Below are 26,721 nucleotides of genomic sequence, written 5' to 3' on the forward strand. Positions count from 1 at the left end.
TGGTTCCGATCTGCAGTGATTACGCGTTTCGTTCCGCCAACGCTGCAAGAATGCGCACCCAGCTTCGGGCGCCTTTTTCGAAGCTGCGGACGTTGTACTTTTCGTTCGGCGAATGGATGCGATCATCTTCAAGCCCGAAGCCGATCAGCAAGCTGTCCATGCCGAGCGCATCGCGGAACGATGATACGATCGGGATCGATGCACCACAGCCCATGAGGACCGTCGGCTTCTGCCATTCCTCTTCCAGTGCTTTGGCGGCAGCCTGCATTGCAGGTTCGGTGGTATCGAACATGATTGCGCCGGAGCCGTGGTGGCCGAGCCATGTCGCCTTGCAATCGGCTGGCAGAACCTCTTCGACGTAGGCGCGGATCGCGGCCATGACGCGTTCGGGATCCTGTCCCGGCACCAACCGGCACGTGATTTTCGTCGATGCCTTGGCTGGAATGACGGTCTTGGAGCCGATGCCTTGGTAGCCGCCTGTTACACCGTTGAACTCGAGCGTCGGGCGCGACCAAAGTTGCTCGATCACGGAGCGGCCTTGTTCCCCGGCGGGGGTTTTTAAGCCGACTGCGCCAAGGAAGGCTTCGCCGCGTAGTCCGAGCGATTTCCATTGGTTCAGTTGTTCGGGCGAGGGGTCTTTGACGCCATCGTAGAAGCCCGGTACGGCGACGCGGCCCGTCTCATCATGCAAAGCGGCCATGACTTTCGCGAGTGCGCGGATCGGGTTTGCGACCGGGCCACCGTAGATGCCGGAGTGCAAATCACGCGACGGCCCGGTGATGACGAGTTCGTCACCGACGAGGCCGCGCAACATCGTCGTGATTGCCGGCGTGTCCTTGTCCCATTGGCCAGTGTCGCAGACGAGAACGAGATCGGCTTTCAGTTCTTCGCCGTGCTCGGCGAGAAAAGCTGGAAGAGAGGGTGAGCCGCATTCTTCTTCGCCCTCGATCAGGACCGAGACGGCGACCGGCAAGTCTCCGGCGACTGTTTTCCACGCGCGGGCGGCTTCGAAGAAGGTCATCAGCTGACCTTTGTTATCTTCGGCGCCACGTGCGACGATGATTTTGCCGTTGTCGGGATCGTCTGCGGTGCGCGGCTCGAACGGCGGCGTTTGCCAAAGATCGAGCGGATCCGGCGGCTGGACGTCGTAGTGGCCATAGAAGAGGACATGCGGCATGCCAGGCGCGCGGGTTTTGCGATCATGCGCGACGACCATCGGATGGCCACTTGTTGGCACAACCTTGGCTTCGGCAAAGCCGATGTCGCGCAGCGTCTTGGCGCACCAGTCGGCCGCGTTGCGGCAACTCGCCTTGTAGGCGGGGTCCGTTGAGATGCTGTCTATCCCAAGCAGCTCAAATAACCGGGCGAGGCCGTCCGGTTGAGATTGTGCGAGAGTATCAAGTACGGTTTCGAGCCGGGACATTGTATTGCTTTCCACACTGTTAAGCGCGTTTGGGCAAACCGCCCGCGCTATCAATGGCGTGCTCCATTTGCTATGGCACGTCTCCTGACGCGGATCATGGCAGCATGACGACCGCACCGGAGGTCTGATGGCACAGCCGGACACTGACGGCAAAAGGAAATGGGTCTACGCTTTTTCGCCAGGCGCCGCTGAGGGTGGTGCCGATATGGCGGAATTGCTTGGCGGGAAAGGTGCGAATCTCGCGGAGATGGCGCGGCTTGCGCTTCCCGTGCCGCCTGGATTCACGATCACGACCGACGTTTGTGACGCTTTTTTTGCGGCGGGCAACACTTTGCCTGAGGCGATGAAGGCGGAGGTGATGCGCGCGCTCGACGGGATCGGCGAGATGGTTGACGCGCGCTTCGGCGATGAGAAGTGTCCGCTGCTCGTTTCCGTGCGTTCTGGCTCGCGCGCGTCGATGCCCGGCATGATGGATACGATCCTCAACCTCGGGCTCAACGATCAGACGGTCGAAGGCCTCGCGAGGCTGACTGGCGATTCCCGGTTTGCTTTCGATAGCTACCGCCGCTTTATCCAGATGTACGGGGATGTCGTTCTTGGCGTCGATCATGGCGCGTTCGAAGACATTCTTGAGAATTTCAAGAACCTTAACGGGTTTGCCGCCGATACCGATCTCGATGAAGAGTCGTGGCGGGAGATTATTGCGGACTACAAGGCTGCGATCGAGCGCGAGTATGGCGCGCCCTTTCCGCAGGATACCAACGAGCAGCTCTGGGGCGCGATCGCTGCGGTGTTCGGCTCGTGGCACAATCCGCGTGCGAAGACGTATCGCCGACTGCACGATATTCCGGATGACTGGGGAACGGCTGTCACTGTGCAGGCGATGGTGTTCGGCAACCTCGGAGACAATTCCGCGACCGGCGTTGCGTTTACGCGCAATCCTTCGAACGGCGAGAAAGACATCTTCGGCGAGTATCTGCCGAACGCCCAGGGCGAAGATGTTGTCGCGGGCATCCGCACGCCGCAGCCGTTGACGCGGAAGGGCGCGGGTGAAGCGTCCGAAAGCTCGCTCGAAGTTGCGATGCCACATGCGTTCGGCGAATTGGTGCAGATCTTCGAGCAGCTCGAGCATCATTATCGCGATATGCAGGATATCGAGTTCACCGTGCAGCTGGGTAAGCTCTGGATTCTGCAGACGCGTGCTGGAAAGCGCACGACGGAAGCGGCGCTCAAGATCGCTGTCGATTTTGCTGCGGACGGACTTATCAGCCGCGATGAAGCAATTCTCAGGATTGAGCCTGCGCAACTTGACCAGTTGCTGCATCCGGCGATCGATCCTGGAGCGGAACACGATCTGATTGCGCGCGGTTTGCCAGCCTCGCCCGGCGCGGCATCCGGCGAACTCGTCTTTCATTCCGAGATGGCAGAGGCGCTGAAGGCAAAAGGCAGAGACGTCATTCTGGTTCGCTCGGAGACGAGCCCGGAAGACGTGCACGGCATGCACGCCGCTGTCGGCATCTTGACTGCGCGAGGCGGCATGACGAGCCACGCAGCAGTTGTTGCGCGCGGGATGGGGCGGCCCTGCGTTTCCGGTGCGGGCACGCTCCGCATCGATGCGAACGCGGGCACGATGCGCGCTGGCGCGAGGATGTTCAAATCCGGGGACATCATCTCGATCGATGGCAGCACCGGCCGTGTCTATGCGGGCAAAGCAAAGATGCTGCCGCCGTCGCTGTCGGGTACGTTTGGCACGATGATGGAATGGGCCGACGAGGCGCGGCGCATGAAGGTGCGCACGAACGCAGACACGCCGCGCGACGCCAAGCAGGCGCGGATTTTTGGTGCTGAGGGCATCGGCCTGTGCCGGACCGAGCATATGTTTTTCGAAGAGAGCCGCATTCTCGCCGTGCGCGAGATGATTTGCGCGGAAGATCAGGAAGGCCGTCAGCAGGCGCTTGATAAACTTCTGCCGGTGCAGCGCGCAGACTTCGAAGAGCTGTTCGAGATCATGGCCGGATTGCCGATCACCATTCGGCTGCTCGATCCTCCGCTGCACGAATTCCTGCCGCACGAAGATCGAGAGGCTGCGCAGGTGGCAGCCGCTCTCGGAATGGACTTGGTGCGGCTGAAAACACGCGTTGCGGAACTCGAAGAATTCAATCCGATGCTTGGGTTCCGCGGGTGCCGCCTCGGCATCAAGTATCCCGAGATTACGCGCATGCAGGTGCGTGCCATCTTCGAGGCCGCGGTCAACGCGCAGAAGAAGACCGGCAATGCTGTTCGTCCGGAAGTGATGGTTCCGTTCATCGGATATCGGCGCGAATTCGATATTCTTCGTGCTGTCATCGTCGAGACGGCGGAGGCGGTCAAAAAAGAAACCGGCATCACGATTCCTTACGACGTCGGCACGATGATCGAGCTGCCGCGTGCTGCACTGCTTGCGGCTGAGATCGCTGACGGTGAGTTGGGTGCCGATTTCTTCTCGTTTGGCACAAACGATCTGACGCAAACGGCGCTCGGGCTTTCACGCGACGACGCGGCGCCGATCCTGTCGAACTATCTCGAGCACGAAGTGATCACGACCGATCCGTTCGTTTCGCTCGATCTACCGGGCGTTGGCGAACTCGTGAAAATCGGCGTCGATCGCGGCCGTTCGGTAAAGCCCGACATCAAGACCGGAATATGCGGAGAGCACGGGGGCGACTCGAAGTCGATCGCGTTCTTCGAGGACATTGGGCTCGATTATGTGTCCTGTTCGCCGTTCCGCGTTCCCATCGCCCGCCTCTCGGCGGCGCAGGCGACGATCCGCCGTCGGCTCTCCGGGAAGGCGAGCTAACGGTCGCCGTTCGGCTGTGTTCGGCGTGCTCTTCCGTTGGGAAAGCATTTTTCACGTTGGGTGCAAAAAAGAAGCGGCCGGAGTCTGCTCTGGCCGCTTGCGCGTTAGACCCAATCCGTGTGCGGCTTTATCAAAGCGGGCCGTTCTCGCGGCGGTCGATATCGTCAAGACGCGGCTGGCGCGGGCGAGGGCCTTGGTTCTTCGGCATCAGCAACAGCCACAGGACGACGGGCGGAACGAGGAAGCTCCACGCGGCCCAATAGGAGTAGTCACGATTCTTCCAGCCAGCGAGGATCAACGCCAGAACAGAGGCTGTGACCGCGCTAAGGCCCCAGATCACAATCCACTGCATTCCGCTTTCCTTTCGTAGGCACACCCGACGCTTCGTCCGGATTCCAGATTAGCGCGGAAAATGCGTAGCGAATGGGGCGAAGTCAACACTCGGTCGAGGAGCCAGCGGTTGCGGCCAGGAAATCAAGGCCGAAATCGAATACTGGTGCGGAATGTGTGAGCGCTCCGACGGAAATCAGGTCGACGCCCGACTTCGCAATCGCGTTTACCGTCTCGAGAGTTACGCCGCCGGAGGCTTCTGTGAGGCAGCGGCCGGAAACGAGCTGAACAGCCTTCGCGAGAGTGGCGGGGTTCATGTTGTCGAGCAGCACGCAATCGACGGGTTCGCGCAGTACGAGTTCGAGTTGATCGAGCGTATCGACTTCGATTTCGATTTTCGTCATGTGGCCGACAGCAGCCTTGGCAGCGCGGATTGCTGGCGCGATGCCGCCCGCGGCGACGATGTGATTGTCTTTGATGAGGACAGCGTCGAAGAGGCCGACGCGATGATTGAATCCACCGCCGCAGCGTACGGCGTATTTTTCAAATGCGCGGAGTCCGGGCGTCGTCTTGCGCGTGTCGACGATGCGTGCGCCGGTTCCGGCAACGGCATCCACGTAGCGGCGCGTCAGCGTTGCGATGCCCGACATGCGTCCGAGAAAATTCAGCGCGACGCGTTCCGCCGATAGAACCGCGCGTGCGGGGCCTTCGATGCGTGCAACGACAGTGCCCGCGGTCACGCTATCGCCGTCGTTGATCGCTCTTGCGAAACGAATGCTGGAATCGAATTCGCTGAATGCGATCTCGGCGACGTCGAGACCCGAAACGACGCCAGGCTTTCGCGCCGCTATAACCGCTTTGGCGTGTGCATCGGCGGGGATCGTGGCATTGGTCGTGATGTCGCCAGCGAGACCCAAGTCTTCGTCCAACGCGGCGCGGACGGCGGCAACGACGAGCCCGTGCGGAAGCACGGGGAGATTTCGAGAGATCTTATTTGTCATGGATGGCAGGCCGCCGGAGCGATCTCAAGCGGGGGAGGCGTTGCGATGGGCTCGACCATTTCGAGATCGTCGATTGTCATGAAGGTGCGCTGCGCGAGCGCCGGATTGGTCTCGGGGTAATCGACACGATAATGACCGCCGCGGCTTTCCCGGCGGAATAGCGCCGCCATTGCGATCAATCGCGCCGTCAAAATCATGTTCGCCAAAACGGTATCGTCTTCCGATACGGCTTCGAGTTCCTTGAGGCGCAACAGAGCCGTTCTCAGTCCCTTGGCTGAACGCTCGACGCCGACATAGGTCGTCATTACGTTGCGCAACTCCGACATCAACTTGTCCCGGATGGCCATGTCGACGGGGAGGGGCGGCGACACCCGGCGCGGTTCGACGATATGTCCGATGCGGATGCCCTGCAGGCCCGATCGTATGTCGGCGGCAACGCGTGCGCCGAACACGACGGCTTCGAGCAGCGAATTCGATGCGAGGCGGTTGGCGCCGTGCAGGCCGGTGGATGCAACTTCGCCGACAGCCCAAAGTCCCACGAGGCTGGTGCGTCCGCGAACGTCGGTTGCAATGCCGCCCATGTGGTAGTGCTCGGCTGGCGCGACCGGAATGAGCTCTTTCGTTGGGTCGATGCCCGCGCGCTGGCAATGGCTCCAGACCGTTGGAAACTCAGCTTCGAAATGTGCGCCGATGCTCTCGCGGCAATCGAGATAGACGCTGCGGCCCGCGAGCAGTTCGTTGTGGACGGTGCGGGCTACGATATCGCGCGGCGCGAGTTCGCCTCGAGGATCGATATCCAGCATGAAGCGGTGGCCGTCGCTGTTGACGAGAATTGCGCCTTCGCCGCGCAATGCTTCAGTGGCGAGTGGGGCGGGATCAATTCCAGCGTCGATCGCGGTCGGGTGGAATTGCACGAACTCGGGGTCTGCAATGACCGCACCGGCGCGGGCTGCCATCGCGATCGCTTCGCCTTTGGCGTAGGACGGATTGGTCGTTAGCGCGAACAGCGCGCCGACGCCGCCTGTCGCAAGCACGACGGCAGAGGCTGGTACGAAAACAAAGCTGCCGCCACCGAGCGGTTCGGCACGGATGAGACGCACGCCTTCAACGCGGCCGTTGCTGGAAATCAGATCGTCGGCTTCGTAACCTTCCAGAACGCGGATCGAGGGCGTGGCGCGCACGGCTGCAATCAACGCCTGCATGATGGCGGCGCCTGCGCGGTCACCCGAAACGCGCACGACGCGTTTTTCCGAATGCGCAGCTTCTTTGGACAGAATGTAGTGGCCTTCGAGGTCGCGATCGAACGGGACGCCGTAGGTCAGGAGATCGCGGATGCGGTCTGGGCCTTCGTGTGCGACGATCTTTGCAACGGCTGTATCGACGATGCCGCCGCCAGCCTCGATGGTGTCGGCAGCGTGTTTGTCTGTGCTGTCGCCTTCGCCGACGGCGGCCGCGATGCCACCCTGTGCCCACATGCTCGATGCGCCTTCCCCGAGCGGGGCAGCGGCGATCACCGTGACGGGCAAGGGCGCCAGTTTCAGCGCCGTGAAAAGGCCGGCAAGCCCGGCCCCGATGATGACAATGTCACCGGAACCGGGTTGCGCTTCGAAGGCGGCGAAGGACGTGGCGCCCTTTTTTTCAGTGCCTAGAACCATTGCCTCGTCTCCTCGCGTGTCTTGCCGACACTAGTTGGTCAGATTGACCATGCGCTCGACGGCGCGACGGGCACGCACGGCGACATCCGGATCGACGGTAACCTCGTGGCGCATTTCCAGCAGGCACTCGTAGATGTTCTCGAGGCTGATGCGTTTCATGTGCGGGCAGAGGTTGCACGGCCGGATGAACTCGACGTTCGGCGCTTCGACGGCGACGTTAGATGCCATCGAGCACTCAGTGACGAGCATCACCTTGCGAGGCTGCTTGTCCTTTACCCACTGGATCATGTGCGACGTCGAACCGGTGAAGTCGGCCGCGGCGATAACGTCCGGCGGGCATTCGGGATGGGCGATGATTTTCAGGCCGGGCTCATCCGCACGCATCCGTTCCAGCTCTTCGCCGGTGAAGCGTTCGTGGACTTCGCAGGCGCCTTTCCAGGCGATGATCTCTACCTTGGTTTGCGACTGGACCCACTTCGCCAGGTACTGATCGGGGATGCACAGCACGCGCGGTGCGCCGAGGCTTTCAACAACCTGGACCGCATTCGACGACGTACACGTGATATCGCATTCGGCTTTCACGGCCGCAGACGTGTTGACGTAGGTGACGATCGGAACGCCCGGATAGGCTTCGCGGAGCATGCGCACGTCTTCAGGTGTGATCGACGAGGCGAGAGAACACCCTGCGCGCATGTCGGGAATCAGCACCGTCTTGTCCGGTGACAGCAACTTCGACGTTTCCGCCATGAAGTGTACGCCGGCCTGGACGATGACCTTGGCGTCCGTGCGTGCGGCCTCCTTCGCGAGCTGAAGCGAGTCGCCGCGGAAATCCGCTACGCCGTGAAAGATCTCAGGCGTCATGTAGTTGTGCGCGAGGATGACGGCCTGGCGCTGCTCTTTCAGGCTGTTGATGGATTTGATGAGCGGCGCATAGTGCGGCCATTCCATCGGGGTGATGACGTTCTTCACCCGCGCGTAGATCGGAGCCATTTCGGCTTCGAGCGCCTTGGACCAAGTGTACGCCAGCGGGGCTTTTGGAGCCGCTGCCGCAGGGGTTGGGCGACTCGTCCCGCGTGCCACAGTTAAGACCATTCAACTGCCCTCCTCTGATAAATATACTCGTTTCGAGTATATTTAGGACGTAAATTGCGTCGGCACGTCCTGCCGTCTTTCCGCACACTGAAATACTCAAATTGAGTATTCTTCCGTGGTGTTAAGATAATGCAGGATCAAACAAAATTCCAGGGCCGCGGTTCCGCTGCGACCCTGGAATCGTATCTTGTGATCTCGTCAATTAGTTGCGCGCTGGTGGCGCTGAGACGCGCACGCCCGGTGCGGGGCGCTCCAGCAGTACATCCCGGCGGAAGCGGAACAATTTCGCGGGACGGCCGCCGGTGCGGGTTTTGACTTCACCCGTCGGTTCTACAAGGCCTGCGCCTTCCACCAAGCGGCGGAAGTTCTGCTTATGCAGATGCGGTCCGAGAATGGCTTCCACAGCCTTCTGCAGTTCGTAGAGCGTAAATTCGTCCGGCATCAATTCGAACACTACCGGGCGATATTTGATCTTGGCGCGCGTCCGGCTGATTGCCGTTGCCAGGATGCGGCGGTGATCGGATTGCATCGGAAGTCCAAGCTTAGGTCGCTCACTCCATTCGCGAGCAGCGTTTCGCCCATCACGCAGAGCTTCTTCGGCCAAGCCCGACTCGTAGAGCAACTCGAAGCGCTCGAGCACTTTTTCTTCGTCCCACGCCATGCCGTCGAGGCCGAAGCAGATACGCGCACGGTCAAGGCGCGCAACCGACTGACCCGGCTTTGCTGCCGTGGTTTTCTCGGCCCAGGCCTTCAGGCGAGGTTCGATTTCGTTGGAAATGATATCGGGCCTACCGCGGCGCCAGTCTTCCCAAGGGAAGTACTTATACCAGCTGCGCCACATCCCATTGGTCAGGCCATGGTGTCCAACAGCCTGTGTCAACGCCAGGTAGCCAATGGAGACTATATGCGGTGCGTCGTCGGCCGAGTCGGTGTGGCGGCCACGGTCGGCGAATGTATAGAGCTGCTCGGCGTAACCGAGTTCCAAACCGGTCTGATCGTGCACCCAAGCGCGTAATCCGCTCTCAAGTGTGCGATGCTCATGCGGATTAAAAGGTCCAAATGGCAGAACGTCTGTTGCGCCAATGCTGTCTGGCTCACCGCGCACAACAAGCGCGACGGGCTCATTATCTGCCACCGCTACAATTGCGGCATTGAGACCGATACCGACGGCCAGAGCCTGATCGGCGTCAGCTTCGGAAGCCCGATGTGGTTTGTCGGGCGTCGGTTTTCTCCTGCCAGATAATTCCATGTTCATACGTGTCTTCCCCGTGCTCCCCATTGGCGAGCTACTGGGGGATCGTGGCTATTTTCAGATTGAGGGGTATAACTAAATAGCCCCAAATTGCCCAAAAAACGCCGAATTTTCAGAGACTCACGAACTTCGTAAATGCGTCGAGAAAGCGTGTTTGCGCCGTGCTTGTCGGCCAGGGCGCAATCGATCTTAGATCGTCGTCGGCCGCCTTGGGAAGGGTGGGGCGACCAAAGTACAAATCTGCTTCCGCCTGTTCGAACCCCGCCAGCACCGTCGCTTCGTAGTAGGCCGCAATCGTGTCTGCCCGCTTGATGGCCGCAGTCACGGTTGGTTCAATTTTGTCGATGCCGAAGCGCTGGTGAATGGCGTCTAGAAGTCTTTGTTCGAAAGATTTGTAATCAAAACCGATCGCGGCTTTGAACGGGCTGATGAGATCACCGACGACGTATTCCGGTGCATCATGCAGAAGCGCTGCACACTGTTCTTTTTTGCCGAAGCCCGGTTCGATGATCGCGAGAATATCCGTCACGAGGAGACTGTGCTGCGCGACGGAGAACGCGTGTTCACCAACGGTCTGCCCGTTCCAACGCGCGACGCGTGCGAGGCCATGTGCGATGTCTTCGATTTCGATGTCTTCCGGTCGCGGCGCGAGAAGATCGAGACGTCGGCCCGACAGCATCCGCTGCCATGCGCGAGGCGGCGCATTGGATGTGGCTGTCATAGGTTTTCAATTCTGAATTTCTTCTGGAGCGCGGCGCAAGGCTTGTGGCGAAAGCACGTGACAAGGTGATCGTTCACCATGCCGGTCGACTGCATGAACGCGTAGAGCGTCGTCGCGCCGACGAAGCGAAAGCCAGCGGCCTTGAGCGCCTTGCTCATGCGTTTCGATGCTTCGGTTTCCGTCTCGACCCCTTGCAATGTTGTGCGTTCATTGATTACGGGACGGCCGTCGACAAAGCTCCAAAGGAATTTGGCGAATGGAGTCTTCTCGCTTAACGCGAGGTAGGCTTTTGCGTTGGAGATCGATGCTTCGATCTTGGCACGATTGCGGATGATGCCTTCGTTCGCCATCAGCCGTTCGACGTCGTTGGCGTTCATCCGCGCCACGCGCTCGGGATCGAAGTTGTGAAATGCTTTGCGGAAATTTTCGCGTTTGCGCAGGATCGTCAGCCAGGAGAGGCCCGCTTGAAATCCTTCGAGTGATAATTTCTCGAAGAGCGCTCGCGGGTCCGTCATCGGGACGCCCCACTCTTCGTCGTGATAGCGCGCATATTCGGTCGCGTCTTCGCCAGCCCAAGAACAGCGCACGAGTTTCGTTGTTTTGCTCATGATTGCAGTGTCGCCGACGAACGCGCGCTTCGGCGATAGCGGTCTAGTGCATCGCTCTCGATCGTTATCGTCGTTCCGTGCGAGGTGAGAGAGAGGTTTTTTTCTTCCGCGTCGAGCACGCGATCGAGCCGGATAAGCGCGAGTGCGCGCGTGCCATCGACCGTGCCGACGCGCCCGATCACCACGTCGCTCACCAAAACGTCGGCGCCCGATACGAGGGGCGAGGCGGCGCTGATCCTTACGACTCGTTTTCGTACGACGGTCTTGTTCTGCATGCGCGCAACGACTTCCTGGCCGACGTAGCATCCCTTGGTGAATGAGACGCCGTTAAAGAGATCGTAGTCGGCTTCATGCGGATAGGCGTCGCCGAATGCGTAATCCTTTCCGCCCTCGGGCACACCGAGACGAACGCGCAGCGCGTCGTAATCGAGGTGGGCCAGTTGCGAAATCGATAGAGCGGGAACGGCGTCCTGCGTCAGCAGCCGAAAGCCTAGATCGCTGGCGCGAGGATCGGCAAAGAGGATGCCGCCGGCGCACGCCGCGAGTTGGTCAGCACTATTTCCCCAAAGCGCATGCACCGAGTACTCCAGCGTAACGTCTGTAATGGTTACGTCGGCGCGTAGTTTGTACATCGCGAGGCGCTTGACGAGATCGGGCGCCTTTTCGGCCGCGACGTCGAGCAGATAGCCATCGGGGACGCGCACGACGAAAAAATCGAACAGAATTTTACCCTGCGGCGAGAGCAGTCCGGCGAAGCGAGCGGAACCTTCCGCCAAGCCTTCGATTTCGTTCGTAAATAGCCCTTGCAGCAGTTTTTCACTGTCGGGGCCTGCGACGTTGACGACGCCGCGGTCGGTCAGCCGCACGATGCTGGCGTTGGGCATAGACTCGCCTCGATTGCAAACGGAGCGAGAGTTACGTATGCGGGGTTATCGTTGATGGCAAGGGTAGGAGCGCCGCGCAGATGTCGGAACCGTTCGATCTCGTGATACGCGGCGGCACAATCGTCAATCATGATGGCGAGGGGATCGGCGATATCGCGATTTCGCAGGGCCGTATCGCCGCCATTGGAGACTTCGGGTTCGCCAGGACGGCGGATGTGATTTCCGCAGCCGGGCTGCACATTCTGCCGGGCGTGATCGATACGCAGGTGCATTTCCGCGAGCCCGGCCTTGATCACAAGGAAGATTTGGAAACCGGCAGCCGGTCAGCGGTGGCGGGCGGGGTTACGGGCGTGTTCGAGATGCCGAACACCAAACCGCTGACGACCAATGCCGAAGCGCTTGCCGACAAAGTTCGCCGCGCACGGCATCGGATGTTCTGCGACTTCGCATTCTTCGTTGGCGGAACGCGCGAAAATATCGGCGATATTCCGGAGCTCGAGAAGCTCGAAGCCTCAGCAGGCATCAAGGTTTTCATGGGCTCGTCGACCGGCAATCTTCTGGTTGATGAAGAAGAGGCGCTCGACCGCATCATCGCCAATCTTTCGCGGCGCGCATCGTTTCACGCAGAGGACGAAGCGCGGCTCAAGGAGCGGATGGGGCTTCGGCGCAAGGGTGATCCATCATCGCATCCGGAGTGGCGCGATCCGGAAGCGGCGCTGATCGCGACGAAGCGGCTGGTCCGTCTTGCGGAGAAGCATGGGAAACGTGTGCACGTGCTGCACATTTCCACGGCGGAGGAGATGACGTTTCTTGCCGATCACAAGGCGTATGCGACGGTCGAAGTCACGCCGCATCATCTCACGCTGGAAGCGCCGGAGTGTTACGAACGTCTCGGTGCTTACGCGCAGATGAATCCGCCCGTCAGGGATGCGCGGCACCGGGCGGCGATCTGGGGTGCGCTCGAAGCAGGCGTTGTCGATGTTCTTGGCTCCGATCACGCGCCGCACACGCGCGAGGAAAAAGAGCACGTCTATCCTGATACGCATTCCGGCATGACCGGCGTGCAGACACTCGTTCCGACGATGCTCGATCACGTCAACGCGGGGCGGCTTTCGCTGCAGCGCTTTGTCGATTTGACGAGCCATGGTCCGCAGAGGCTTTTCGGCATTCGCAATAAGGGGCGGATCGCGGTCGGCTACGATGCGGATTTCACCATCGTCGATCTCAAGCGCAAAGAAACGATCAGCAATGGCTGGATCGAAAGCCGGTGCGGGTGGACGCCGTACGACGGTATGCAGGTGACAGGCTGGCCGGTTGGAACGATTGTCCGTGGCCGGACCGTGATGTGGCAGGGAGAGATCAACGGGCCCGCACATGGCGAGCCCATTGGTTTTCTTGAAGGGTTCCGCGGCTGACGTTTTATCGGCTGCTGGTCGTCTGGCGCTGTGGCGACTCTCCTTCGTAGAGCCGGCCGAAGTCTAGTTCGGCGCTGGCGACTCTCCTCCGTCGAGCCGGCCGCCAGCGCTTAGGTAAATCAGCCTTCGCTGCCAGCGTTCGCGACGCGGGCGATGTTGGCCGGAAGACGCTTCAGCACATGCACCGTCGTGCCGACTCCAGCGATCTTGGAGAGGTGCATGACGTGGCCGTTCTTCATGCGGATGCAGCCTGAAGAGGATGCGGTGCCGATGGACCGAACGTCATTGGTGCCGTGGATGCGATAGAGCGTGTTGCCGAGATAGAGCGCCATTGCGCCGAGCGGATTGTGAATGCCGCCCTTCATGTGCTCCGGGAGGCCCGGCTTGCGAGCGCGCATTTCCGCCGGCGGATACCAATCTGGCCATGCAACCTTGCGCGAGATCTTCTCAACGCCTGACCAGGCAAAACCCTGCTTGCCGACGGCGATCGGGTAGCGATAGGCACTGGAAGACGAGAGCACGTAGTAGAGCTGGCGTCCGGCGGTATCGATCACGATCGAGCCAGCGGCGTAGGAATTCGGGAATCTCACTTTTGGCGGTGCGGTGGCCGCGATGTTCGGCTGTCCGCCACCGGTGAGCGTGCCGCGAGAGCTCCCGCGGACATCGTCTTCGTCTTCTTCATCGGCGCGATTGTTTTGCGGGCGGCCCCAGTCCCAGCCCATGCTTGGGAGAGGCTTGGTTTCCGCAGCCGCGCGCTGTCCGCGCTTCAATTTCTTGGGGGCGACGTAGCCGTACGTTTCCTCGTCGGGATGGAACGCCTGAGCCGGGGCAGCGAGCGCGCAGCCAAAAATGACGGCTGCTAAAACCGCGATACTCTTCATGATACTGATCCTCGCTCTTCGCTTGGTTTGTGACGCGGACCTAAACCAGAAAGTGCGTATAAGACACCCCACTGCGGCAATTGGCGGATATGCATCTCAACGAATCAGGCGAGATCGAGAGATCATTCGCCGCGTTTGAACAGCAGCCAGGTTCCGTCTGCGCCGATCAGCAGGCGCCACCATGTCCACCGCTTTTTCTCATGCATCTCAGTGGCCTTAGGCACACTGGCGAGCCGGTAGAGGTCTACGTCTTCTGCGGGTGTAAGCGTGTCGAGCGGGCGGACCGCCAGATACGGCCAAACGTAGACGAGATTATTTTCCAGGTCGTTGCCGAAAGGGATGGTGGCGGGCGCCATCTCGAGTGTTTCGATCAATCCAGCCAGGATTTCGCGGCCCTCGCCATCTTCTGAATACCCTTTCAATGCCTTGATAGGGTCGTCGCCGAGCGCGATACCGAACTCGGGCGCGCCACCATTCATATCGAACACGGTTTTCAGTTCTTCGATTCGTCCGGTGCGTGCGGCAGAGAGGATCGCGTCGCGCAGTTCTGCGACATGCGGCGGCAGGGTTGGAGTTTTATCAGGCGTCGCGAAAGCGGGTCGCAAGACATAGACAAGCGACGTAGCCGAAACTACCAGTATGATGAAGAAGTGCCGCAGTGTGGAAAGCGCGGTTGTAATTCGCCGTGCGTTCTCGAATGTGGATCCGGAACGGACTTTAGAAGGTGTCGCCATTGCCGTCCTGCCGTCTGCTCACGAAGCCAAATAGATTGCGCGCATCGCAGAGCGACGCAACCTTCCTTCCTGACATCGAGCGCTTCTTCCATTGATGGACTTCATTCCCAACCCCCTCATCATTCCGATTGGATTGATCGTTGGCGTTCTCATTGCGGCGCCGGTCGGCCCTGTCAACGTGCTGTGCATTCAGCGTGCTATCGAGCGCGGTTTCTGGGGCGGAGTTGCGGCGGGTATCGGCTCGGTGATGGGAGATGGTCTGATCGCGCTTTGCGCCGGTCTCGGTGTCGGATCCGTTTCGGGCGCAGTCGAGAATCATCGCGCCATCATCCAAATCTGCGGCGGCCTCGCGTTGATGGGATTTGGTGCGCGCCTCTATTTCAGCGCGCCGCGGCTTCGCATCGCGACCGAAGAGGAAGCTTCGACTGCGCGACTTAGGGATTTCGTCTGGGACATCCCGCAGACGTTCTTCCTCACCATCACGAATCCCGGAGCCGTGCTTGGTCTGTTCGCGGTGTTTGGCGGAATCAGCACGTTCGTCGAAGTGCATTCGACCGTCGACGTATTCCTAATGGTTGCGGCGATCGTCTGCGGCAGCCTGATCTGGTGGGTTACGCTGTCGAACATCATCGGCCGGTATCGGCACCAAATCCGGCCGGATTTGCTTCAGTTTGTCAATCGCATTGCGGGCATTTTGCTCGCGGTCTTCGGCGCAGTGTTGATCGCCGAAGTGATCTACAAAGCCGGGAATTTCTGAGTGGTGCCGGTTTTCGGCTGGCGCTACTGATCCCGGCGCGTGAGTGTGAACTCGCCTTCGACGACGCGCTTTTCAAGTCCGCGCGTGAGTGTGATCACGGCTTCCTCGCCATAGATTGCGACCAGATCCGTCAACGCCGTGAAGAGCGCCGCGTATGCCATCTGCTGCGGCTCGACGCCGGTATCGACGCCTTCATCCCAGGCTGCCAGGATGAGGTCGAGCGCCTTCAGCGTCGGATTCTTCGTATCGATGTCTTCAAAGCATTGCATGTTTGTTTCTTGCCCGCGGCCTAACCCAGAACGGGTTGGCTCCCCCTCATGGCACTGTGGACTAGCATGGTCGTTTGGGGAAGTTCGGTAAGCGCGCAATTCACAGTAAACCGGTCGTTGCCAGCGCGTCAGACAATCGTTACGGGAAAGCTTTCAGTAAGCCTTCCGAGAGTTCGGACCCTTCCTTCAAGAACCGCATTACGGCGGTCTGGGCCGAGGGGCTGCACGTGTTATAGGTGCGGCTGTAACTTCGATACCCCTGGTTGAAAGCGCGGGTCAGTTTGGCGCGGCGCAGTGCGCTCGAACCTTCCGCGTCCATGATCTCGCGCATGCGGTCGCGCCAATATTGGCCCTCATTGGCGCTGCACAGCTCGCGCAGAAAGTGAACCGCACCGAGGATTTCCGATAGCCGAAGCAGCCTATCATCGTATGGCTTCGTTTCGACGGCCGCAGCGGTTTGCGGCATCGCTATCGGCAGGCCGACCGTTACGAACACCAGCGTCGCCATGATGGCGCGCACCGGCCCATGCCGGAGCGGCTTTCGCGCTGTCGAACGTCGAGATGACTGGTTCATGCAGCACTCTTAAATCAGATTCTCGTCCTGGATACGGCGGTCGGTCGTGATAAGACACATGCCGGCTGAAGTGATTGCCGGGAATTCGATGTGTGCTCGCGTTATAGCCTGACGACGCCTCCTGAGGCTCTGCGATTGCTCTTCGAGCTTGAGCAGATTGATGATTTTCCACCGCGTTACAACATCGCGCCGTCTCAGCCTGTTCTCATTGTGGCGAACGATCCGCGGGGCAAGCGCGAGGCGCGTTTGGTGCGCTGGGGGCTTATTCCTGCCTGGGTCAAAGACCCGCGAAGCTTTGCGATGCTCATGAATGCCCGCGGAGAGACGGCGGCTGACAAGCCCTCATTTCGCGGTGCTCTCCGCCATCGACGCTGCCTCATTCCGGCGAGTGCCTTTTACGAATGGACCGGCGCACGCGGGTCGCGGCAACCACATCTGATTGAGCTGAAGGGGCGCGATCTCTTTGCTTTAGCGGGGATCTCGGAAGTCTGGCTCGGTGCTGATGGCAGTGAGATCGAGACGATGGCGATCCTGACGACGGCGGCGAACGGCGATATGGCGGCGCTTCATGAGCGGATGCCGGTCATTCTGGAACCTGCGGATTATGCCCGTTGGCTTGATTGTTCTTCGGGGTCTGCGGTCGGTATCAGCGATCTTCTCGGCCCGCTTCCGGACGGCTTGATCACCATCACAGCCGTAGATCCGCGCCTCAATAACCCACGTTCGGAGGGAGCCGACCTCCAAACGCCTGTGATTACGACGCTTCTTTAGGTGGAGGAGGGCTCTCAGGGACCCTCATCGATTGAATCCTGGGACTCGCCTTCGACCTTGGTTGAGACTCGCGAGCGTGCGCGATCGGCGTTAACTTCGAAAGTCAAGACCTCGCCGATATCCTTGTGTAGAAGACCGGTCGGGAAGGGCCCTACTCGGGCCAGAGGCAGGTGGGCGACGCAGGGAGCGAAGTTACCCGATGGGAGACGACCAGATGGCTTACCGGGGCGAAGACCTCGATCTTAGAACTTCGCAGACGTTCACCGCTGCTGCCGGAGAGTTCGCCGCCACGGATGTTTCGCAGCAGAACGGCAAGCGTTCGGGCTATCGCACGGATCCGATCCTGGTCGATGACATCGTGCTGGCGTGCTGCAATCAGGCTTATGACGTTGCCGTTGCGCATCGCGCGGGCGAGGTTCGTGTTGAGCATCTTCTCAACGCCATGACACGCCTCGATGCAGCAGCCACCGTTCTTGAAGCGCGGGGCATTCGCATTCCGTCTCTCCGGCGAGAAACCGGAACAATCATTGCCAGTGAAATTCCGGCGGTCGGTGGAAACGAGCCGGTCTCGCCACGGCGGTCGGAGGAACTTGCCGAGCTTTTGCGTCAAGCCGCCTATGCCGCCAGCCGTCGAAAGACTGCGGTCAGCGTCGACGATCTGGTGCAGGCATTGTTCGATCATCGCGGTGCGCTGCCCGCGTCTGAAATTCTTTTGCACTACACGGCGCGTGCGCCGCTGCGCGAAGCGCCAGAACCGTTGCCGCCGCTGACGCGCGCGGGCGACGGACGGTATCCGCAGGCGCCAGGCGTTCGCTATCTTTCCGATGGGCAGAGATCGTATCGCAGCGACTATTCCGGGACGACCACCGACGCGCTTCAGAATTCGCGCATCGAAGCGCTTGAACAAATGGTGCGCGCGCTTGGGCAGGATTTGTCCAACGAGCGGCATATCATTTCCGGGCTTGTTCGCGATTTGACGCGCGAGACACGCGCGCAGCAGGAAGATGGCGGGCACCGGCAAAGCGTGCTTCTCGATCGCATCGGTACGCTCGAAGAGGCCGTTCTTGAATCGCGCGGAGCACCCGGATCGGACAAGGCTCTCGTCGGCAAGCTCGAAGATGTCGAAGCGGCTCTGGAACTCAGGCTGCAGGAGATGACGCAATCCTGGAGCGTCCTTTCGCAACGATTGCAGGAACTCGAGATCGCCGTGCGCGAGCGGCGTGAACCGGATGCAGGGCCGTCTGTCGAGGATATTCGCTCCGCGGTCGACTTGCGGCCTCTGTTGGACAGGCTTGCGATTATCGAGGAGGCGGTGCTTACGAACTCCGGCGGTACGCACGCAGCGCTTGGCGCAGAACTTGGCGAGCGTTTCGACAAACTCCGCAGCGACATTTCAAACGTGCTTGCGGTTCCGGCCGATCCGACGGCGGATGCGTCGCTTGCGGCGGGGTTAGAACGCATCGGCAGTCTGTCGGAGCGTATCGACGAGCAACACGGCTTTGTCTCGCAGGTGTCGGCGGATCTGAGCGAGCGGCTCGGTGCTGTTGAGCGCGCTGTGACGGGCGAGATCGAAACGTCGGCGGCGAAGCATCAGGCGTACACGAACGACCTGACCGAAGTGCATGACGCGCTGATGAAGCTCAATCAGAACCAGCATACGCTTGCGGGTTCGATGGATCAGTGGCGCACGGATTCGGCGACGGATGTTGCGAACATCATCAACCGGATCGCGAGTCTGGACCAAGGCAACGCAATCCCTGCCGAGACCATCAATTCGCTCAACGCGCATATGGACAACATGAACCGTTTCATTATCGAGCGGTATCGTCGGCGTCACGGCTTCTGGTACTGGCTGTTCGGAACGGACGATTGGCTTGGCGCGAGCTGGCCGTCGAAGTCACGCGAGACGAAGGACGCGACCGAAGGCGGTTCGGCTTCAGCGTAACGTTCAAATTGAAGCGGGCGGCAAGGTTCGGTTAGGCATATACGCGCCGCCGCCCGTTTACCTTTCTGGCATGGGCCGTGCTTGGTTCTGAGGCGAAATCTCATTCCAGCACACGTGAGCCGATGACCCGTCATTTCATTCCTGCCAACATTGGCCTTTCGACAGCACCCCGCCTCTCCGAAATTCTGACGCCCGAGACGAATAGCTTCGGGGTGTTGCGCCTGCTCATGGCGTCGCTGGTTCTGATCTCGCACAGCTATCTTTATTCGGCAGGCACGTCCGAAGCCGAGCCTCTCACGGCATGGCTCGGCCAATCGCTCGGCGAATATGCCGTGCAGGTGTTCTTCCTTCTCAGCGGCGTGATGGTGGCGCAGAGTTTTGATCGCAGCCGCAATCCGGCGGATTTCGCCGTGGCGCGTGGGCTGCGTATTTTTCCTGCGCTGATTGTTTGCGTTCTTGTGACGGCGTTTGTGCTCGGTCCTATCGTCAGCGATCTTTCGCTGTCTCAGTATTTCGCGAGCCCGGGGCTCTACACGTATGTGGCGAAGACGCTGTCGCTCTCGACAGGCGCCGCGCCGCTGCCGGGCGTTTTCGAAAATCTGCCGTATGCCGGTTTCGTCAACTCATCGCTTTGGACGCTGAAGTACGAGGTGATCTGCTACGTCGTGCTCGCAGCGCTGGGGTTTGTGGGGCTATTCGAAGTGCGCCGCAGACGGCTTGCTGTTGGCGGTCTTTTGCTGGTCGTTGCGACCGTAACTCTGACGCTGCCTTCGGACCCGGCTCAGTATGGTTTGATCGATAACGTCCGTTACTTCACTGTTTTCTTTTTCGGTGGCGCGCTGGTTTATCTGGTGCGCGAGCGGATCGTGATTGCGGGCATTCTGCTCGTGCCACTGTTCGCCGTCTTCGTTGCGTCCGCGAATACAATGTTCGCGGAAGTCGGCTCTGCTGTGTTCCTTGGCTATGGTTCGCTCTATCTTGGGACGATGCGCTTTGGTCGGCTGCGCGAGATCTGCAACCGTTACGACATCTCGTTCGGCATCTACATTTTCGCGGGTCCGATCCAGCAGACGCTGTTGTGGCTGGCGCCCGGCATTTCTCCGCTGCTTCTCACCTTCGCTGCGTTCGTGATCGTGGTGCCGCTCGCGTTCGTGTCCTGGATCGTGATTGAGGGTCCGTCTCTCCGGCTGCGCCGTGGCGTCATGGAGCGGATCAGGGGAGCTTTCCGAATTGGGACAGTTGGCGCTTAAAACCGCCAGCCTCCGGCCCGTTAACCATGACTGTCGCTTCCTGCAAATTCTGTTGAACCGTTCTCTCCGCTCGTGCTTTGATTAATAGGAAGTTAACGAGCAAGGTGAGACACGGATGTTGCGGCGTTATCTGCTCGTCAACGGCATCTCGACGGCTGTTCTCTACGGCGCAATTCTGGCGCTGGCTCCGGTCGTTCCGCATGTTCTGATGTCGGCGCGCGAGACGCTCAGTTCTATTGCGATGGAAAGCCCCGCGTTGGCGCCGATCGTGTATCGCATCGTCATCGTGCAAGGCGGTGGCGGCTAATGCCGCCTTTCATCCGCATCAATCGCGCGGCGCTGCTGCGCGTTCCAATCGATCATTGATTGCTTCACCAAGCCCGTGCGTAGGTATGGGCGTCACGGCGATGACGCTTGCGCCACTTTGATCGAGCGCACGCAGGCTGGCGAAGAGATTGGCGGCCGCCTCGACCAGATCACCTGATGGACTGAGATTGATCGTTTTCCTGGAAGGACGTTCTGAAACCTTTCCGAACGCCAACACGGCTTCATCGGGCTGCCACGTCTCAGCGTTGAGCCGCATGCTGGCATTTGGAGCGTAGTGGCTTCGCAACTGGCCTGGTGAGGAAAGCTGCTCTCCCGTTTCTGTGTGACGAGACAGCCGATCGCTGATGACGTCCTCGATGGCTTCGGCGGCTATGGCGCCCGGCCGCAACAAGACGGGCCGATCGTTCACAAAGCCAATGACGGTCGATTCAAGACCGACGGACGCCGGTCCCCCATCGAGAATGAGTGCGATTTTGTCTCCCAGATCGGAGGCGACATGCTCGGCGCGTGTGGGGCTGACGCGGCCCGATCTATTGGCCGAAGGAGCCGCGATCGGACGGTGCGCTTCCTTCAGCAGAGCGCGTGCGAGCGGATGCGCGGGCGCTCTGATCGCGACGGTTGGTAATCCGGCTGATACGAGTTCGGTGACGGTTGTCGTTTCGAGACGCGGCACGACGAGCGTCAACGGGCCGGGCCAGAAGGCTTCAGTCAGCATGCGCGCAACGGGCGAGAACGTGCCGATGATGACGGCCTGTTCAATGCCCAATACGTGCACGATCAACGGGTTGAATGTCGGGCGGCCCTTGGTCTCGTAAATGCGCGCGACAGCTTCGCCATTTGTCGCGTCGGCGCCGAGGCCGTAAACGGTTTCAGTGGCGAAGGCGACCAGTGCGCCGGCGCGGATGAGGTTTCCAGCCTCCGCGGTCCATTCCGCATTGGCCGGCACGATCCTGCCCTGCATAAATTCATCCGGTTTGCTACGGTGTTCCAAATGCTTAATCTTCCAAGCACCGCGCAACGATACCGAGAAAACGATTCATGGCCTATCTCGCTCCAGTAGACGACATCGTCTTCGCTCTCAAGACGGCAGCGGGTCTCGACGACCTTCTGGCGCGTGACCTCTATCCAGGCCTCGATATGGCGACGGTGACAGCCGTTATCGAAGAAGCCGGAAAACTGGGCGCTGAGGTCCTAGCACCTCTCAATGCTCCGGGCGACCGTTCCGGTTCCAAACTCTCGAATGGTTCTGTCACGACGCCGGTGGGTTTTGCCGAAGCGTATCGCCAATTTTCGGAAGCTGGCTGGGGTGCGCTGCCGTGCAGCGAAGACATTGGCGGTCAGAATTTACCTGAGGTCGTTGCGGCTGCAGCCGGAGAGATCTGGAGCGCCGCGAACGTTTCTTTCGGTTTGTGTCCGCTGCTGACGCAAGGCGCCATTCATGCGCTCGAAGTGGGCGGCAGCGCGGATTTGAAGGCAGCGTTCCTGCCCAACATGGTCACCGGACGCTGGACCGGCACGATGAATCTGACGGAGCCGCAGGCCGGTTCCGATCTCTCGGCGCTCACGACACGCGCCGAGCCGCAGGCGGACGGTACTTACCGGCTTACCGGTACGAAGATCTTCATCACCTACGGCGAACACGATATGGCGGAGAATATCATCCACCTCGTGCTCGCTCGCATTGTTGGAGCGCCCCCGGGCACGCGCGGCATCTCGCTGTTCGTCGTGCCGAAGTTTCTCGTCAACACAGATGGTTCGCTTGCGGCGCGCAACGACGTTGTCTGCACCGGCATCGAGCACAAGCTCGGGATTATGGCGAGCCCGACGTGTGTGATGACGTTCGGAGATAACGGCGGGGCGACAGGATATCTCGTCGGAGAGGAAAATCGCGGACTGGCGACAATGTTCGTCATGATGAATGCGGCGCGTCTGGGAGTTGGTTTGCAGGGTGTCGGGGTTGCGGATCGCGCGCTGCAGCACGCGTTGGCGTATGCGCGCGAGCGGCGGCAGGGGAAGAGCTTCCTCGCCAATGGATCGGCAGCAAGTCCGATCATCGAACACGCAGACGTTCGCCGGATGCTGTTGACGATGAAGTCGCTGACGCAAGCTGCCCGCATGATCTGCTTTGCAACGGCGCGCGAACTGGACATCGGTCGGCGCTCAGAGAATGAGAACGAGCGGCAATCCGCGCTCAAACGTGCCGCTCTGCTGACGCCGCTCGCGAAAGCATTTTCAACCGACATCGCGAATGAGGTGGCTTCACTTGGTGTTCAGGTACATGGCGGCATGGGGTTCGTTGAAGAAACCGGCGCCGCTCAGTTCCTTCGCGACGCGCGTATCCTGCCGATTTACGAAGGCACCAACGGCATTCAAGCCATCGATCTCGTGACGCGGAAGTTGCCGCTCGATGACGGTGCTACGATCACAGCGTATCTCATCGAGTTGGCCGGTATTGTTGGAAACGTGAAAGCTGCAAATCGAGCTGAATTCGGTGCGATGGGGCCGCGGCTTGCCGCTGCGCTGGCACGTCTCCAGTCGGCGACGCTCTGGATGGCGGATGCGTTGCGCACAGCACCGGAACGAGCGCTCGCAGGGGCGACGCCGTATCTCCGGCTATTGAGCCTTGTTGCTGGCGGCACGTATCTCGCCAAGGGTGCGCTTGCGGAGGACGCAGCGTCTCCGCGAGTCGCGGTGGCGCGTTTCTTTGCGGAAAATCTTTTGCCGGAAGCGATCGGACTTGCTGACGCAATCGAAAGCGGCGCCGAGTCTGTGCTGGTCGATCCTCATGGGGCGGTGTTCGCATGAGTGAGGCCGTCACGATTTCGCGCAATGGCGCTGTGCAGATCGTGCGGCTGACGCGAGCTGAAAAGAAGAACGCGATTTCGAGCGAGATGTATCGTGCGCTCGCCGATGCGATTGAAGCGGGTGAGCGGGATGAGGCGGTCGGCGCGCATATTCTCGCTGGATCCGGCGGTATTTTCACTGCTGGAAACGATCTCGGAGATTTTCTGGCGAGCGCGCGGGGCAATGGCGATCTCAGCTCGGACGTGCTGCGATTCATCAGGTTGCTGCCCGACATTCGCAAACCGATGGTGGCGGCCGTCGACGGCGCTGCGATAGGGATCGGAACGACGCTCCTTTTCCATTGCGATCTGGTTTACTGCACGCCCGAGTCTTCGTTTGCCACGCCGTTCCTGGATCTCGGGCTCGTTCCTGAGGCCGCGTCCAGCCTGCTGATGCCGATGCGGATGGGCTACGCTCGCGCGTTTGAGATGCTCGTTCTCGGCGACACGTTTTCGCCTGTGCGCGCGGTTGCTGCTGGCATGGTCAATGCGATCGTTGCCAAGGATGCGTTGGACGCGACAGCACTCGCTGCTGCAGCACGGCTTGCGGCGAAGCCGCGTGCTGCATTGACGGCGGCGCGTGATCTCATGCGCAGCGATGCGAGGGAAATTCGCGCGAGGATTGATGCGGAGGTGGTGGCGTTTCGGGACTTGCTATCGTCGCCCGACGCTATTGCTGCGTTGGATCGGTTTTTTGCGACGCGAGGCAAGGGCACTGCAAACTGAGGGAATTGGCCGGAAGTTATTTCGGCAGCGCACAAATTTGTGTCTTGAATGTTCTGCGAAACTTTAATTCGTCCTCTTCGTCTCTACGGCTTACACGACTCTTTCAAACGTATTAAATTAAACTACGTTCGGAATGACGAGGTAATGCAATGGCGCTAAGGGGCAAAACCTTATTCATAACTGGCGCCAGCAGAGGCATTGGACTCGCCATCGCGCTTCGAGCAGCGAAAGATGGCGCCAACATCGCCGTCGCTGCGAAAACCACGAGCCCGCACCCGAAACTTGAAGGTACGATTCATTCCGCTGCCGAGGCCATCGAAAAGGCTGGCGGAAAGGCCCTCGCGGTCGAGTGTGACATTCGGAATGGCGAGGACGTAAAGCGTGCGGTTGATGCAACCGCGGCGAAATTTGGCGGCATCGATATTTGCGTCAATAACGCGAGCGCGATCTATCTCGGGCCAATTGAAGATACCGATATCAAGCGATTAGACTTGATGTTCGCAGTGAATGCGCGGGGCACTTACCTCGTTTCGCAGGCTTGCCTTCCGCATCTGAAGCGCGCTGCGAATCCGCATATCCTCACGATGTCGCCTCCGCTTGAAATGCACGCCGCGTGGTTTTCCACTCGCGTCGCCTATTCGATTGCAAAGTATGGCATGAGCATTTGCGTTCTTGGGCTTTCGGGCGAACTCGCGAAGGACGGCATTGCGGTTAACGCGCTTTGGCCGCGCACGACGATTGCCACGGCAGCGGTGAAGAACGTTATCGGCGAGAAGCTTATTTCGATGAGCCGCAAGCCCGAAATTCTAGCCGATGCGGCGCATCTTGCCTTCCGGCAACCCGCGAAGAGCTTTACGGGGAACTTTCTGATCGACGACACCTTTCTTTACACGAAGGGAGGGGTTACCGATTTCGATCAGTATCGGCTTGACTCGTCGGTGCCGCTCGCGCCGGATTTCTTCGTTCCAGTCAATGATAAGCCGCCGCCTGGAGTTCAGATCGCGCGCTTGGCGGAACTGGCATAGGACAGGTTGAAAACATGGTGCAGACATTGCACGTTACGCGCTGAGATATGACGACCGCTCTCATCACGCATCCCGCATTTGTTGGTCACGATACCGGTGCCGGGCATCCGGAACGTCCCAGTCGAATGGCTGCGATCGATAAGGCTTTTTCGGAACCGGCCTTTGCCAATCTTCAGCGGCACAGCGCGCCGTTGCGTGATGACGATGCGATTTATATCGCCAAAGCTCACCGGCCCGAGCATCTCGACGAAATCCGCACATTCGCAGAACATCTTTCCAGTACGCACAAGTTCATTGACGGCGATACCGTGATGTCGGCGGGCTCATGGGAGGCCGCGCGACGTGCGGTCGGCGCGGCGCTGGATGGTGTCGATCTTGTCATGACAGGCGGCGTGCAGAATGTGTTCTGCCAAGTGCGGCCGCCCGGTCATCACGCGGAAAGCAATCGCGCGATGGGGTTTTGTTTTTTCAACAACGTTGCGATCGCTGCGCACTACGCGCGCTCGAAGTATGGCGCCGAGCGTGTGGCCGTCGTCGATTTCGATGTGCATCACGGCAACGGAACGCAACAGATTTTCTGGAACGACAAAGATCTGTTTTATGGCTCGACGCATCAGATGCCGCTCTTTCCGGGAACTGGCGCGACGCGCGAGGCGGGCGTTGGCAATGTCTTCAATGCGCCGCTGCGGGCGGGGGATGGGCGCGAACCTTTCGAGGCCGCGGTTCGGGAGCGGATTCTAGCGCCACTTCATGATTTTGCTCCGGACCTGCTCTTAATTTCTGCCGGATTCGACGCGCACCGCCGCGATCCCCTGGGGGGATTGCAGCTCGTTGAAGAGGATTTTCGGTGGGTTACGGACGTTTTGGCCGAGACGGCGCGGCGGCACGCAAAGGGGCGAATTGTATCGATGCTCGAGGGAGGGTATGACCTCGACGGGCTCGCGCATTCGGCGGCGGCGCATGTCAGCGCGCTGATCGAGGCAGGCGGGTGATCGACCCCGCATTTTTCTAAGCAGGATACTATGACCACGGCAAAGACATCGCCTAATGCGTTCGCGGACATCCAGGACATGACGTTCGAGCGGGCGTTGAAGGAGCTTGAGAGCATTGTCGGCAAGCTCGAGCGTGGCGACGTGGAGCTGGAGGAAAGCATCGCGATTTATGAGCGCGGTGAAGCTCTCAGAAATCATTGCGATCGGTTGCTCAAGGCCGCCGAAGCAAGGGTCGAGAAATTGACGCTCGGGCCGGATGGGGCGCCCAAGGGCGCGACACCGCTGGACGGAGACGACGGCGCGCCATTCTGACCGCACCGCTCCAAAGCGCGCCACTTTTCGCGGCCATAAACCGATCTGACCATAGCGTGAGACCAGCAGCGCGGTTCGGCCCTCTTCAGCCCGCGCGC

At 60.1% G+C, this 26,721-nt stretch carries 26 protein-coding genes; 12 read left to right on the plus strand and 14 right to left on the minus strand.

Translation table 11 applies throughout. The features are described from left to right. Positions 1 to 19: 19 nt before the first annotated feature. Positions 20 to 1,423, minus strand: coding sequence for a dipeptidase (locus DLM45_RS13555; protein WP_181337612.1), 1,404 nt, complete (start codon positions 1,421 to 1,423; stop codon positions 20 to 22). Between the two features lie 127 nt (positions 1,424 to 1,550). On the opposite strand from DLM45_RS13555, the gene ppdK reads away from it, so the two are divergent. Then, positions 1,551 to 4,259, plus strand: coding sequence for a pyruvate, phosphate dikinase (gene ppdK / locus DLM45_RS13560; RefSeq protein WP_181337613.1), 2,709 nt, complete (start codon positions 1,551 to 1,553; stop codon positions 4,257 to 4,259). 130 nt (positions 4,260 to 4,389) lie between these two features. On the opposite strand, the gene DLM45_RS13565 is transcribed toward ppdK, so the two are convergent. The 8 genes from DLM45_RS13565 to ygfZ all read right to left on the minus strand — a co-directional run bounded on the left by DLM45_RS13565 (position 4,390) and on the right by ygfZ (position 11,802). Next, positions 4,390 to 4,611 (minus strand): hypothetical protein, encoded by a 222-nt coding sequence (locus DLM45_RS13565; RefSeq protein WP_181337614.1) that lies wholly within the window; start codon positions 4,609 to 4,611, stop codon positions 4,390 to 4,392. An 82-nt stretch (positions 4,612 to 4,693) separates the two neighbouring features. Beyond that, positions 4,694 to 5,590, minus strand: a complete 897-nt coding sequence (gene nadC / locus DLM45_RS13570) for a carboxylating nicotinate-nucleotide diphosphorylase (protein ID WP_181337615.1) — start codon at positions 5,588 to 5,590, stop codon at positions 4,694 to 4,696. Beyond that, the gene (locus DLM45_RS13575) at positions 5,587 to 7,245 is read right to left on the minus strand and encodes an L-aspartate oxidase (RefSeq protein ID WP_181337616.1); all 1,659 of its coding nucleotides are present in this window, start codon (positions 7,243 to 7,245) and stop codon (positions 5,587 to 5,589) included. The genes nadC and DLM45_RS13575 overlap by 4 nt, the downstream gene beginning before the upstream one ends. Before the next feature lie 30 nt (positions 7,246 to 7,275). After that, entirely contained in the window at positions 7,276 to 8,337 is a 1,062-nt protein-coding gene (nadA, locus tag DLM45_RS13580; protein WP_246317388.1) for a quinolinate synthase NadA, read from the minus strand. 202 nt (positions 8,338 to 8,539) lie between these two features. After that, positions 8,540 to 9,592, minus strand: a complete 1,053-nt coding sequence (locus DLM45_RS13585; protein ID WP_181337617.1) for an NUDIX hydrolase — start codon at positions 9,590 to 9,592, stop codon at positions 8,540 to 8,542. A 109-nt stretch (positions 9,593 to 9,701) separates the two neighbouring features. Beyond that, positions 9,702 to 10,310 (minus strand): YfbR-like 5'-deoxynucleotidase, encoded by a 609-nt coding sequence (locus DLM45_RS13590; protein WP_181337618.1) that lies wholly within the window; start codon positions 10,308 to 10,310, stop codon positions 9,702 to 9,704. Then, positions 10,307 to 10,918, minus strand: coding sequence for a DNA-3-methyladenine glycosylase I (locus DLM45_RS13595; protein ID WP_181337619.1), 612 nt, complete (start codon positions 10,916 to 10,918; stop codon positions 10,307 to 10,309). The genes DLM45_RS13590 and DLM45_RS13595 overlap by 4 nt, the downstream gene beginning before the upstream one ends. Beyond that, positions 10,915 to 11,802 (minus strand): CAF17-like 4Fe-4S cluster assembly/insertion protein YgfZ, encoded by an 888-nt coding sequence (gene ygfZ, locus DLM45_RS13600; protein WP_181337620.1) that lies wholly within the window; start codon positions 11,800 to 11,802, stop codon positions 10,915 to 10,917. The genes DLM45_RS13595 and ygfZ overlap by 4 nt, the downstream gene beginning before the upstream one ends. An 80-nt stretch (positions 11,803 to 11,882) precedes the next feature. Here ygfZ and DLM45_RS13605 point away from each other — a divergent pair, with 80 nt between their 5' ends. Beyond that, positions 11,883 to 13,217 (plus strand): dihydroorotase, encoded by a 1,335-nt coding sequence (locus DLM45_RS13605; RefSeq protein ID WP_181337621.1) that lies wholly within the window; start codon positions 11,883 to 11,885, stop codon positions 13,215 to 13,217. A gap of 119 nt (positions 13,218 to 13,336) precedes the next feature. Here DLM45_RS13605 and DLM45_RS13610 read toward each other — a convergent pair whose 3' ends face one another. Both DLM45_RS13610 and DLM45_RS13615 read right to left on the minus strand, forming a co-directional pair. Further along, positions 13,337 to 14,098 (minus strand): L,D-transpeptidase, encoded by a 762-nt coding sequence (locus DLM45_RS13610; protein ID WP_181337622.1) that lies wholly within the window; start codon positions 14,096 to 14,098, stop codon positions 13,337 to 13,339. Between the two features lie 122 nt (positions 14,099 to 14,220). Further along, positions 14,221 to 14,832: a hypothetical protein gene (locus DLM45_RS13615; RefSeq protein WP_246317391.1), complete on the minus strand. Its 612-nt coding sequence runs from the start codon at positions 14,830 to 14,832 to the stop codon at positions 14,221 to 14,223. 94 nt (positions 14,833 to 14,926) lie between these two features. Here DLM45_RS13615 and DLM45_RS13620 point away from each other — a divergent pair, with 94 nt between their 5' ends. Further along, the gene (locus DLM45_RS13620) at positions 14,927 to 15,589 is read left to right on the plus strand and encodes a LysE family translocator (protein ID WP_181337623.1); all 663 of its coding nucleotides are present in this window, start codon (positions 14,927 to 14,929) and stop codon (positions 15,587 to 15,589) included. A gap of 23 nt (positions 15,590 to 15,612) precedes the next feature. On the opposite strand, the gene DLM45_RS13625 is transcribed toward DLM45_RS13620, so the two are convergent. Together DLM45_RS13625 and DLM45_RS13630 are read right to left on the minus strand one after the other, a co-directional pair. Further along, positions 15,613 to 15,858, minus strand: a complete 246-nt coding sequence (locus DLM45_RS13625; protein ID WP_181337624.1) for a hypothetical protein — start codon at positions 15,856 to 15,858, stop codon at positions 15,613 to 15,615. Positions 15,859 to 15,997: 139 nt separating this feature from the next. Continuing rightward, complete coding sequence (locus DLM45_RS13630) at positions 15,998 to 16,432, minus strand: TIGR02301 family protein (RefSeq protein WP_246317393.1); 435 nt, start codon at positions 16,430 to 16,432, stop codon at positions 15,998 to 16,000. Positions 16,433 to 16,522: 90 nt separating this feature from the next. Here DLM45_RS13630 and DLM45_RS13635 point away from each other — a divergent pair, with 90 nt between their 5' ends. From DLM45_RS13635 to DLM45_RS13650, 4 genes are all read left to right on the plus strand, one after another. Further along, a complete protein-coding gene (locus tag DLM45_RS13635) occupies positions 16,523 to 17,203 on the plus strand; it encodes an SOS response-associated peptidase family protein (RefSeq protein WP_181337625.1) in 681 nt (226 codons plus the stop codon). A gap of 199 nt (positions 17,204 to 17,402) precedes the next feature. After that, positions 17,403 to 19,148 carry a Clp protease N-terminal domain-containing protein gene (locus DLM45_RS13640; protein WP_246317394.1) on the plus strand — a complete coding sequence of 582 codons (1,746 nt, stop codon included), beginning with the start codon at positions 17,403 to 17,405 and terminating at the stop codon, positions 19,146 to 19,148. Between the two features lie 122 nt (positions 19,149 to 19,270). Further along, positions 19,271 to 20,398, plus strand: coding sequence for an acyltransferase family protein (locus DLM45_RS13645; RefSeq protein ID WP_181337626.1), 1,128 nt, complete (start codon positions 19,271 to 19,273; stop codon positions 20,396 to 20,398). Positions 20,399 to 20,513: 115 nt separating this feature from the next. After that, positions 20,514 to 20,705 carry a hypothetical protein gene (locus tag DLM45_RS13650; RefSeq protein WP_181337627.1) on the plus strand — a complete coding sequence of 64 codons (192 nt, stop codon included), beginning with the start codon at positions 20,514 to 20,516 and terminating at the stop codon, positions 20,703 to 20,705. A gap of 18 nt (positions 20,706 to 20,723) precedes the next feature. On the opposite strand, the gene DLM45_RS13655 is transcribed toward DLM45_RS13650, so the two are convergent. Further along, positions 20,724 to 21,686: an L-threonylcarbamoyladenylate synthase gene (locus tag DLM45_RS13655; RefSeq protein ID WP_181337628.1), complete on the minus strand. Its 963-nt coding sequence runs from the start codon at positions 21,684 to 21,686 to the stop codon at positions 20,724 to 20,726. Between the two features lie 77 nt (positions 21,687 to 21,763). Between DLM45_RS13655 and DLM45_RS13660 the strand changes: the two genes are divergently transcribed. From DLM45_RS13660 to DLM45_RS13680, 5 genes are all read left to right on the plus strand, one after another. Next, complete coding sequence (locus DLM45_RS13660; protein WP_181337629.1) at positions 21,764 to 23,530, plus strand: acyl-CoA dehydrogenase family protein; 1,767 nt, start codon at positions 21,764 to 21,766, stop codon at positions 23,528 to 23,530. Further along, positions 23,527 to 24,294, plus strand: coding sequence for an enoyl-CoA hydratase-related protein (locus DLM45_RS13665; RefSeq protein WP_181337630.1), 768 nt, complete (start codon positions 23,527 to 23,529; stop codon positions 24,292 to 24,294). The genes DLM45_RS13660 and DLM45_RS13665 overlap by 4 nt, the downstream gene beginning before the upstream one ends. A 149-nt stretch (positions 24,295 to 24,443) precedes the next feature. Then, positions 24,444 to 25,319 (plus strand): SDR family oxidoreductase, encoded by an 876-nt coding sequence (locus DLM45_RS13670; protein ID WP_181337631.1) that lies wholly within the window; start codon positions 24,444 to 24,446, stop codon positions 25,317 to 25,319. Between the two features lie 47 nt (positions 25,320 to 25,366). Next, complete coding sequence (locus tag DLM45_RS13675; RefSeq protein WP_181337632.1) at positions 25,367 to 26,311, plus strand: histone deacetylase family protein; 945 nt, start codon at positions 25,367 to 25,369, stop codon at positions 26,309 to 26,311. A gap of 30 nt (positions 26,312 to 26,341) precedes the next feature. After that, positions 26,342 to 26,623, plus strand: coding sequence for an exodeoxyribonuclease VII small subunit (locus tag DLM45_RS13680; RefSeq protein ID WP_181337633.1), 282 nt, complete (start codon positions 26,342 to 26,344; stop codon positions 26,621 to 26,623). The last annotated feature ends 98 nt before the right edge of the window (positions 26,624 to 26,721 follow it).

Origin of the sequence: Hyphomicrobium methylovorum, assembly GCF_013626205.1 — a bacterium.
GTDB classification, from domain to species: Bacteria; Pseudomonadota; Alphaproteobacteria; order Rhizobiales; family Hyphomicrobiaceae; genus Hyphomicrobium_B; species Hyphomicrobium_B methylovorum.

Excerpts from the sequence above, each read along its gene's own strand:
- DLM45_RS13555 (WP_181337612.1), bottom strand. The coding sequence starts at position 1,423 with ATGTCCCGGCTCGAAACCGTACTTGATACTCTCGCACAATCTCAACCG.
- ppdK (WP_181337613.1), top strand. The coding sequence starts at position 1,551 with ATGGCACAGCCGGACACTGACGGCAAAAGGAAATGGGTCTACGCTTTT.
- DLM45_RS13565 (WP_181337614.1), bottom strand. The coding sequence starts at position 4,611 with ATGCAGTGGATTGTGATCTGGGGCCTTAGCGCGGTCACAGCCTCTGTT.
- nadC (WP_181337615.1), bottom strand. The coding sequence starts at position 5,590 with ATGACAAATAAGATCTCTCGAAATCTCCCCGTGCTTCCGCACGGGCTC.
- DLM45_RS13575 (WP_181337616.1), bottom strand. The coding sequence starts at position 7,245 with ATGGTTCTAGGCACTGAAAAAAAGGGCGCCACGTCCTTCGCCGCCTTC.
- nadA (WP_246317388.1), bottom strand. The coding sequence starts at position 8,337 with ATGGTCTTAACTGTGGCACGCGGGACGAGTCGCCCAACCCCTGCGGCA.
- DLM45_RS13585 (WP_181337617.1), bottom strand. The coding sequence starts at position 9,592 with ATGAACATGGAATTATCTGGCAGGAGAAAACCGACGCCCGACAAACCA.
- DLM45_RS13590 (WP_181337618.1), bottom strand. The coding sequence starts at position 10,310 with ATGACAGCCACATCCAATGCGCCGCCTCGCGCATGGCAGCGGATGCTG.
- DLM45_RS13595 (WP_181337619.1), bottom strand. The coding sequence starts at position 10,918 with ATGAGCAAAACAACGAAACTCGTGCGCTGTTCTTGGGCTGGCGAAGAC.
- ygfZ (WP_181337620.1), bottom strand. The coding sequence starts at position 11,802 with ATGCCCAACGCCAGCATCGTGCGGCTGACCGACCGCGGCGTCGTCAAC.
- DLM45_RS13605 (WP_181337621.1), top strand. The coding sequence starts at position 11,883 with ATGTCGGAACCGTTCGATCTCGTGATACGCGGCGGCACAATCGTCAAT.
- DLM45_RS13610 (WP_181337622.1), bottom strand. The coding sequence starts at position 14,098 with ATGAAGAGTATCGCGGTTTTAGCAGCCGTCATTTTTGGCTGCGCGCTC.
- DLM45_RS13615 (WP_246317391.1), bottom strand. The coding sequence starts at position 14,832 with ATGGCGACACCTTCTAAAGTCCGTTCCGGATCCACATTCGAGAACGCA.
- DLM45_RS13620 (WP_181337623.1), top strand. The coding sequence starts at position 14,927 with ATGGACTTCATTCCCAACCCCCTCATCATTCCGATTGGATTGATCGTT.
- DLM45_RS13625 (WP_181337624.1), bottom strand. The coding sequence starts at position 15,858 with ATGCAATGCTTTGAAGACATCGATACGAAGAATCCGACGCTGAAGGCG.
- DLM45_RS13630 (WP_246317393.1), bottom strand. The coding sequence starts at position 16,432 with ATGAACCAGTCATCTCGACGTTCGACAGCGCGAAAGCCGCTCCGGCAT.
- DLM45_RS13640 (WP_246317394.1), top strand. The coding sequence starts at position 17,403 with ATGGGAGACGACCAGATGGCTTACCGGGGCGAAGACCTCGATCTTAGA.
- DLM45_RS13645 (WP_181337626.1), top strand. The coding sequence starts at position 19,271 with ATGACCCGTCATTTCATTCCTGCCAACATTGGCCTTTCGACAGCACCC.
- DLM45_RS13650 (WP_181337627.1), top strand. The coding sequence starts at position 20,514 with ATGTTGCGGCGTTATCTGCTCGTCAACGGCATCTCGACGGCTGTTCTC.
- DLM45_RS13655 (WP_181337628.1), bottom strand. The coding sequence starts at position 21,686 with ATGCAGGGCAGGATCGTGCCGGCCAATGCGGAATGGACCGCGGAGGCT.
- DLM45_RS13660 (WP_181337629.1), top strand. The coding sequence starts at position 21,764 with ATGGCCTATCTCGCTCCAGTAGACGACATCGTCTTCGCTCTCAAGACG.
- DLM45_RS13665 (WP_181337630.1), top strand. The coding sequence starts at position 23,527 with ATGAGTGAGGCCGTCACGATTTCGCGCAATGGCGCTGTGCAGATCGTG.
- DLM45_RS13670 (WP_181337631.1), top strand. The coding sequence starts at position 24,444 with ATGGCGCTAAGGGGCAAAACCTTATTCATAACTGGCGCCAGCAGAGGC.
- DLM45_RS13675 (WP_181337632.1), top strand. The coding sequence starts at position 25,367 with ATGACGACCGCTCTCATCACGCATCCCGCATTTGTTGGTCACGATACC.
- DLM45_RS13680 (WP_181337633.1), top strand. The coding sequence starts at position 26,342 with ATGACCACGGCAAAGACATCGCCTAATGCGTTCGCGGACATCCAGGAC.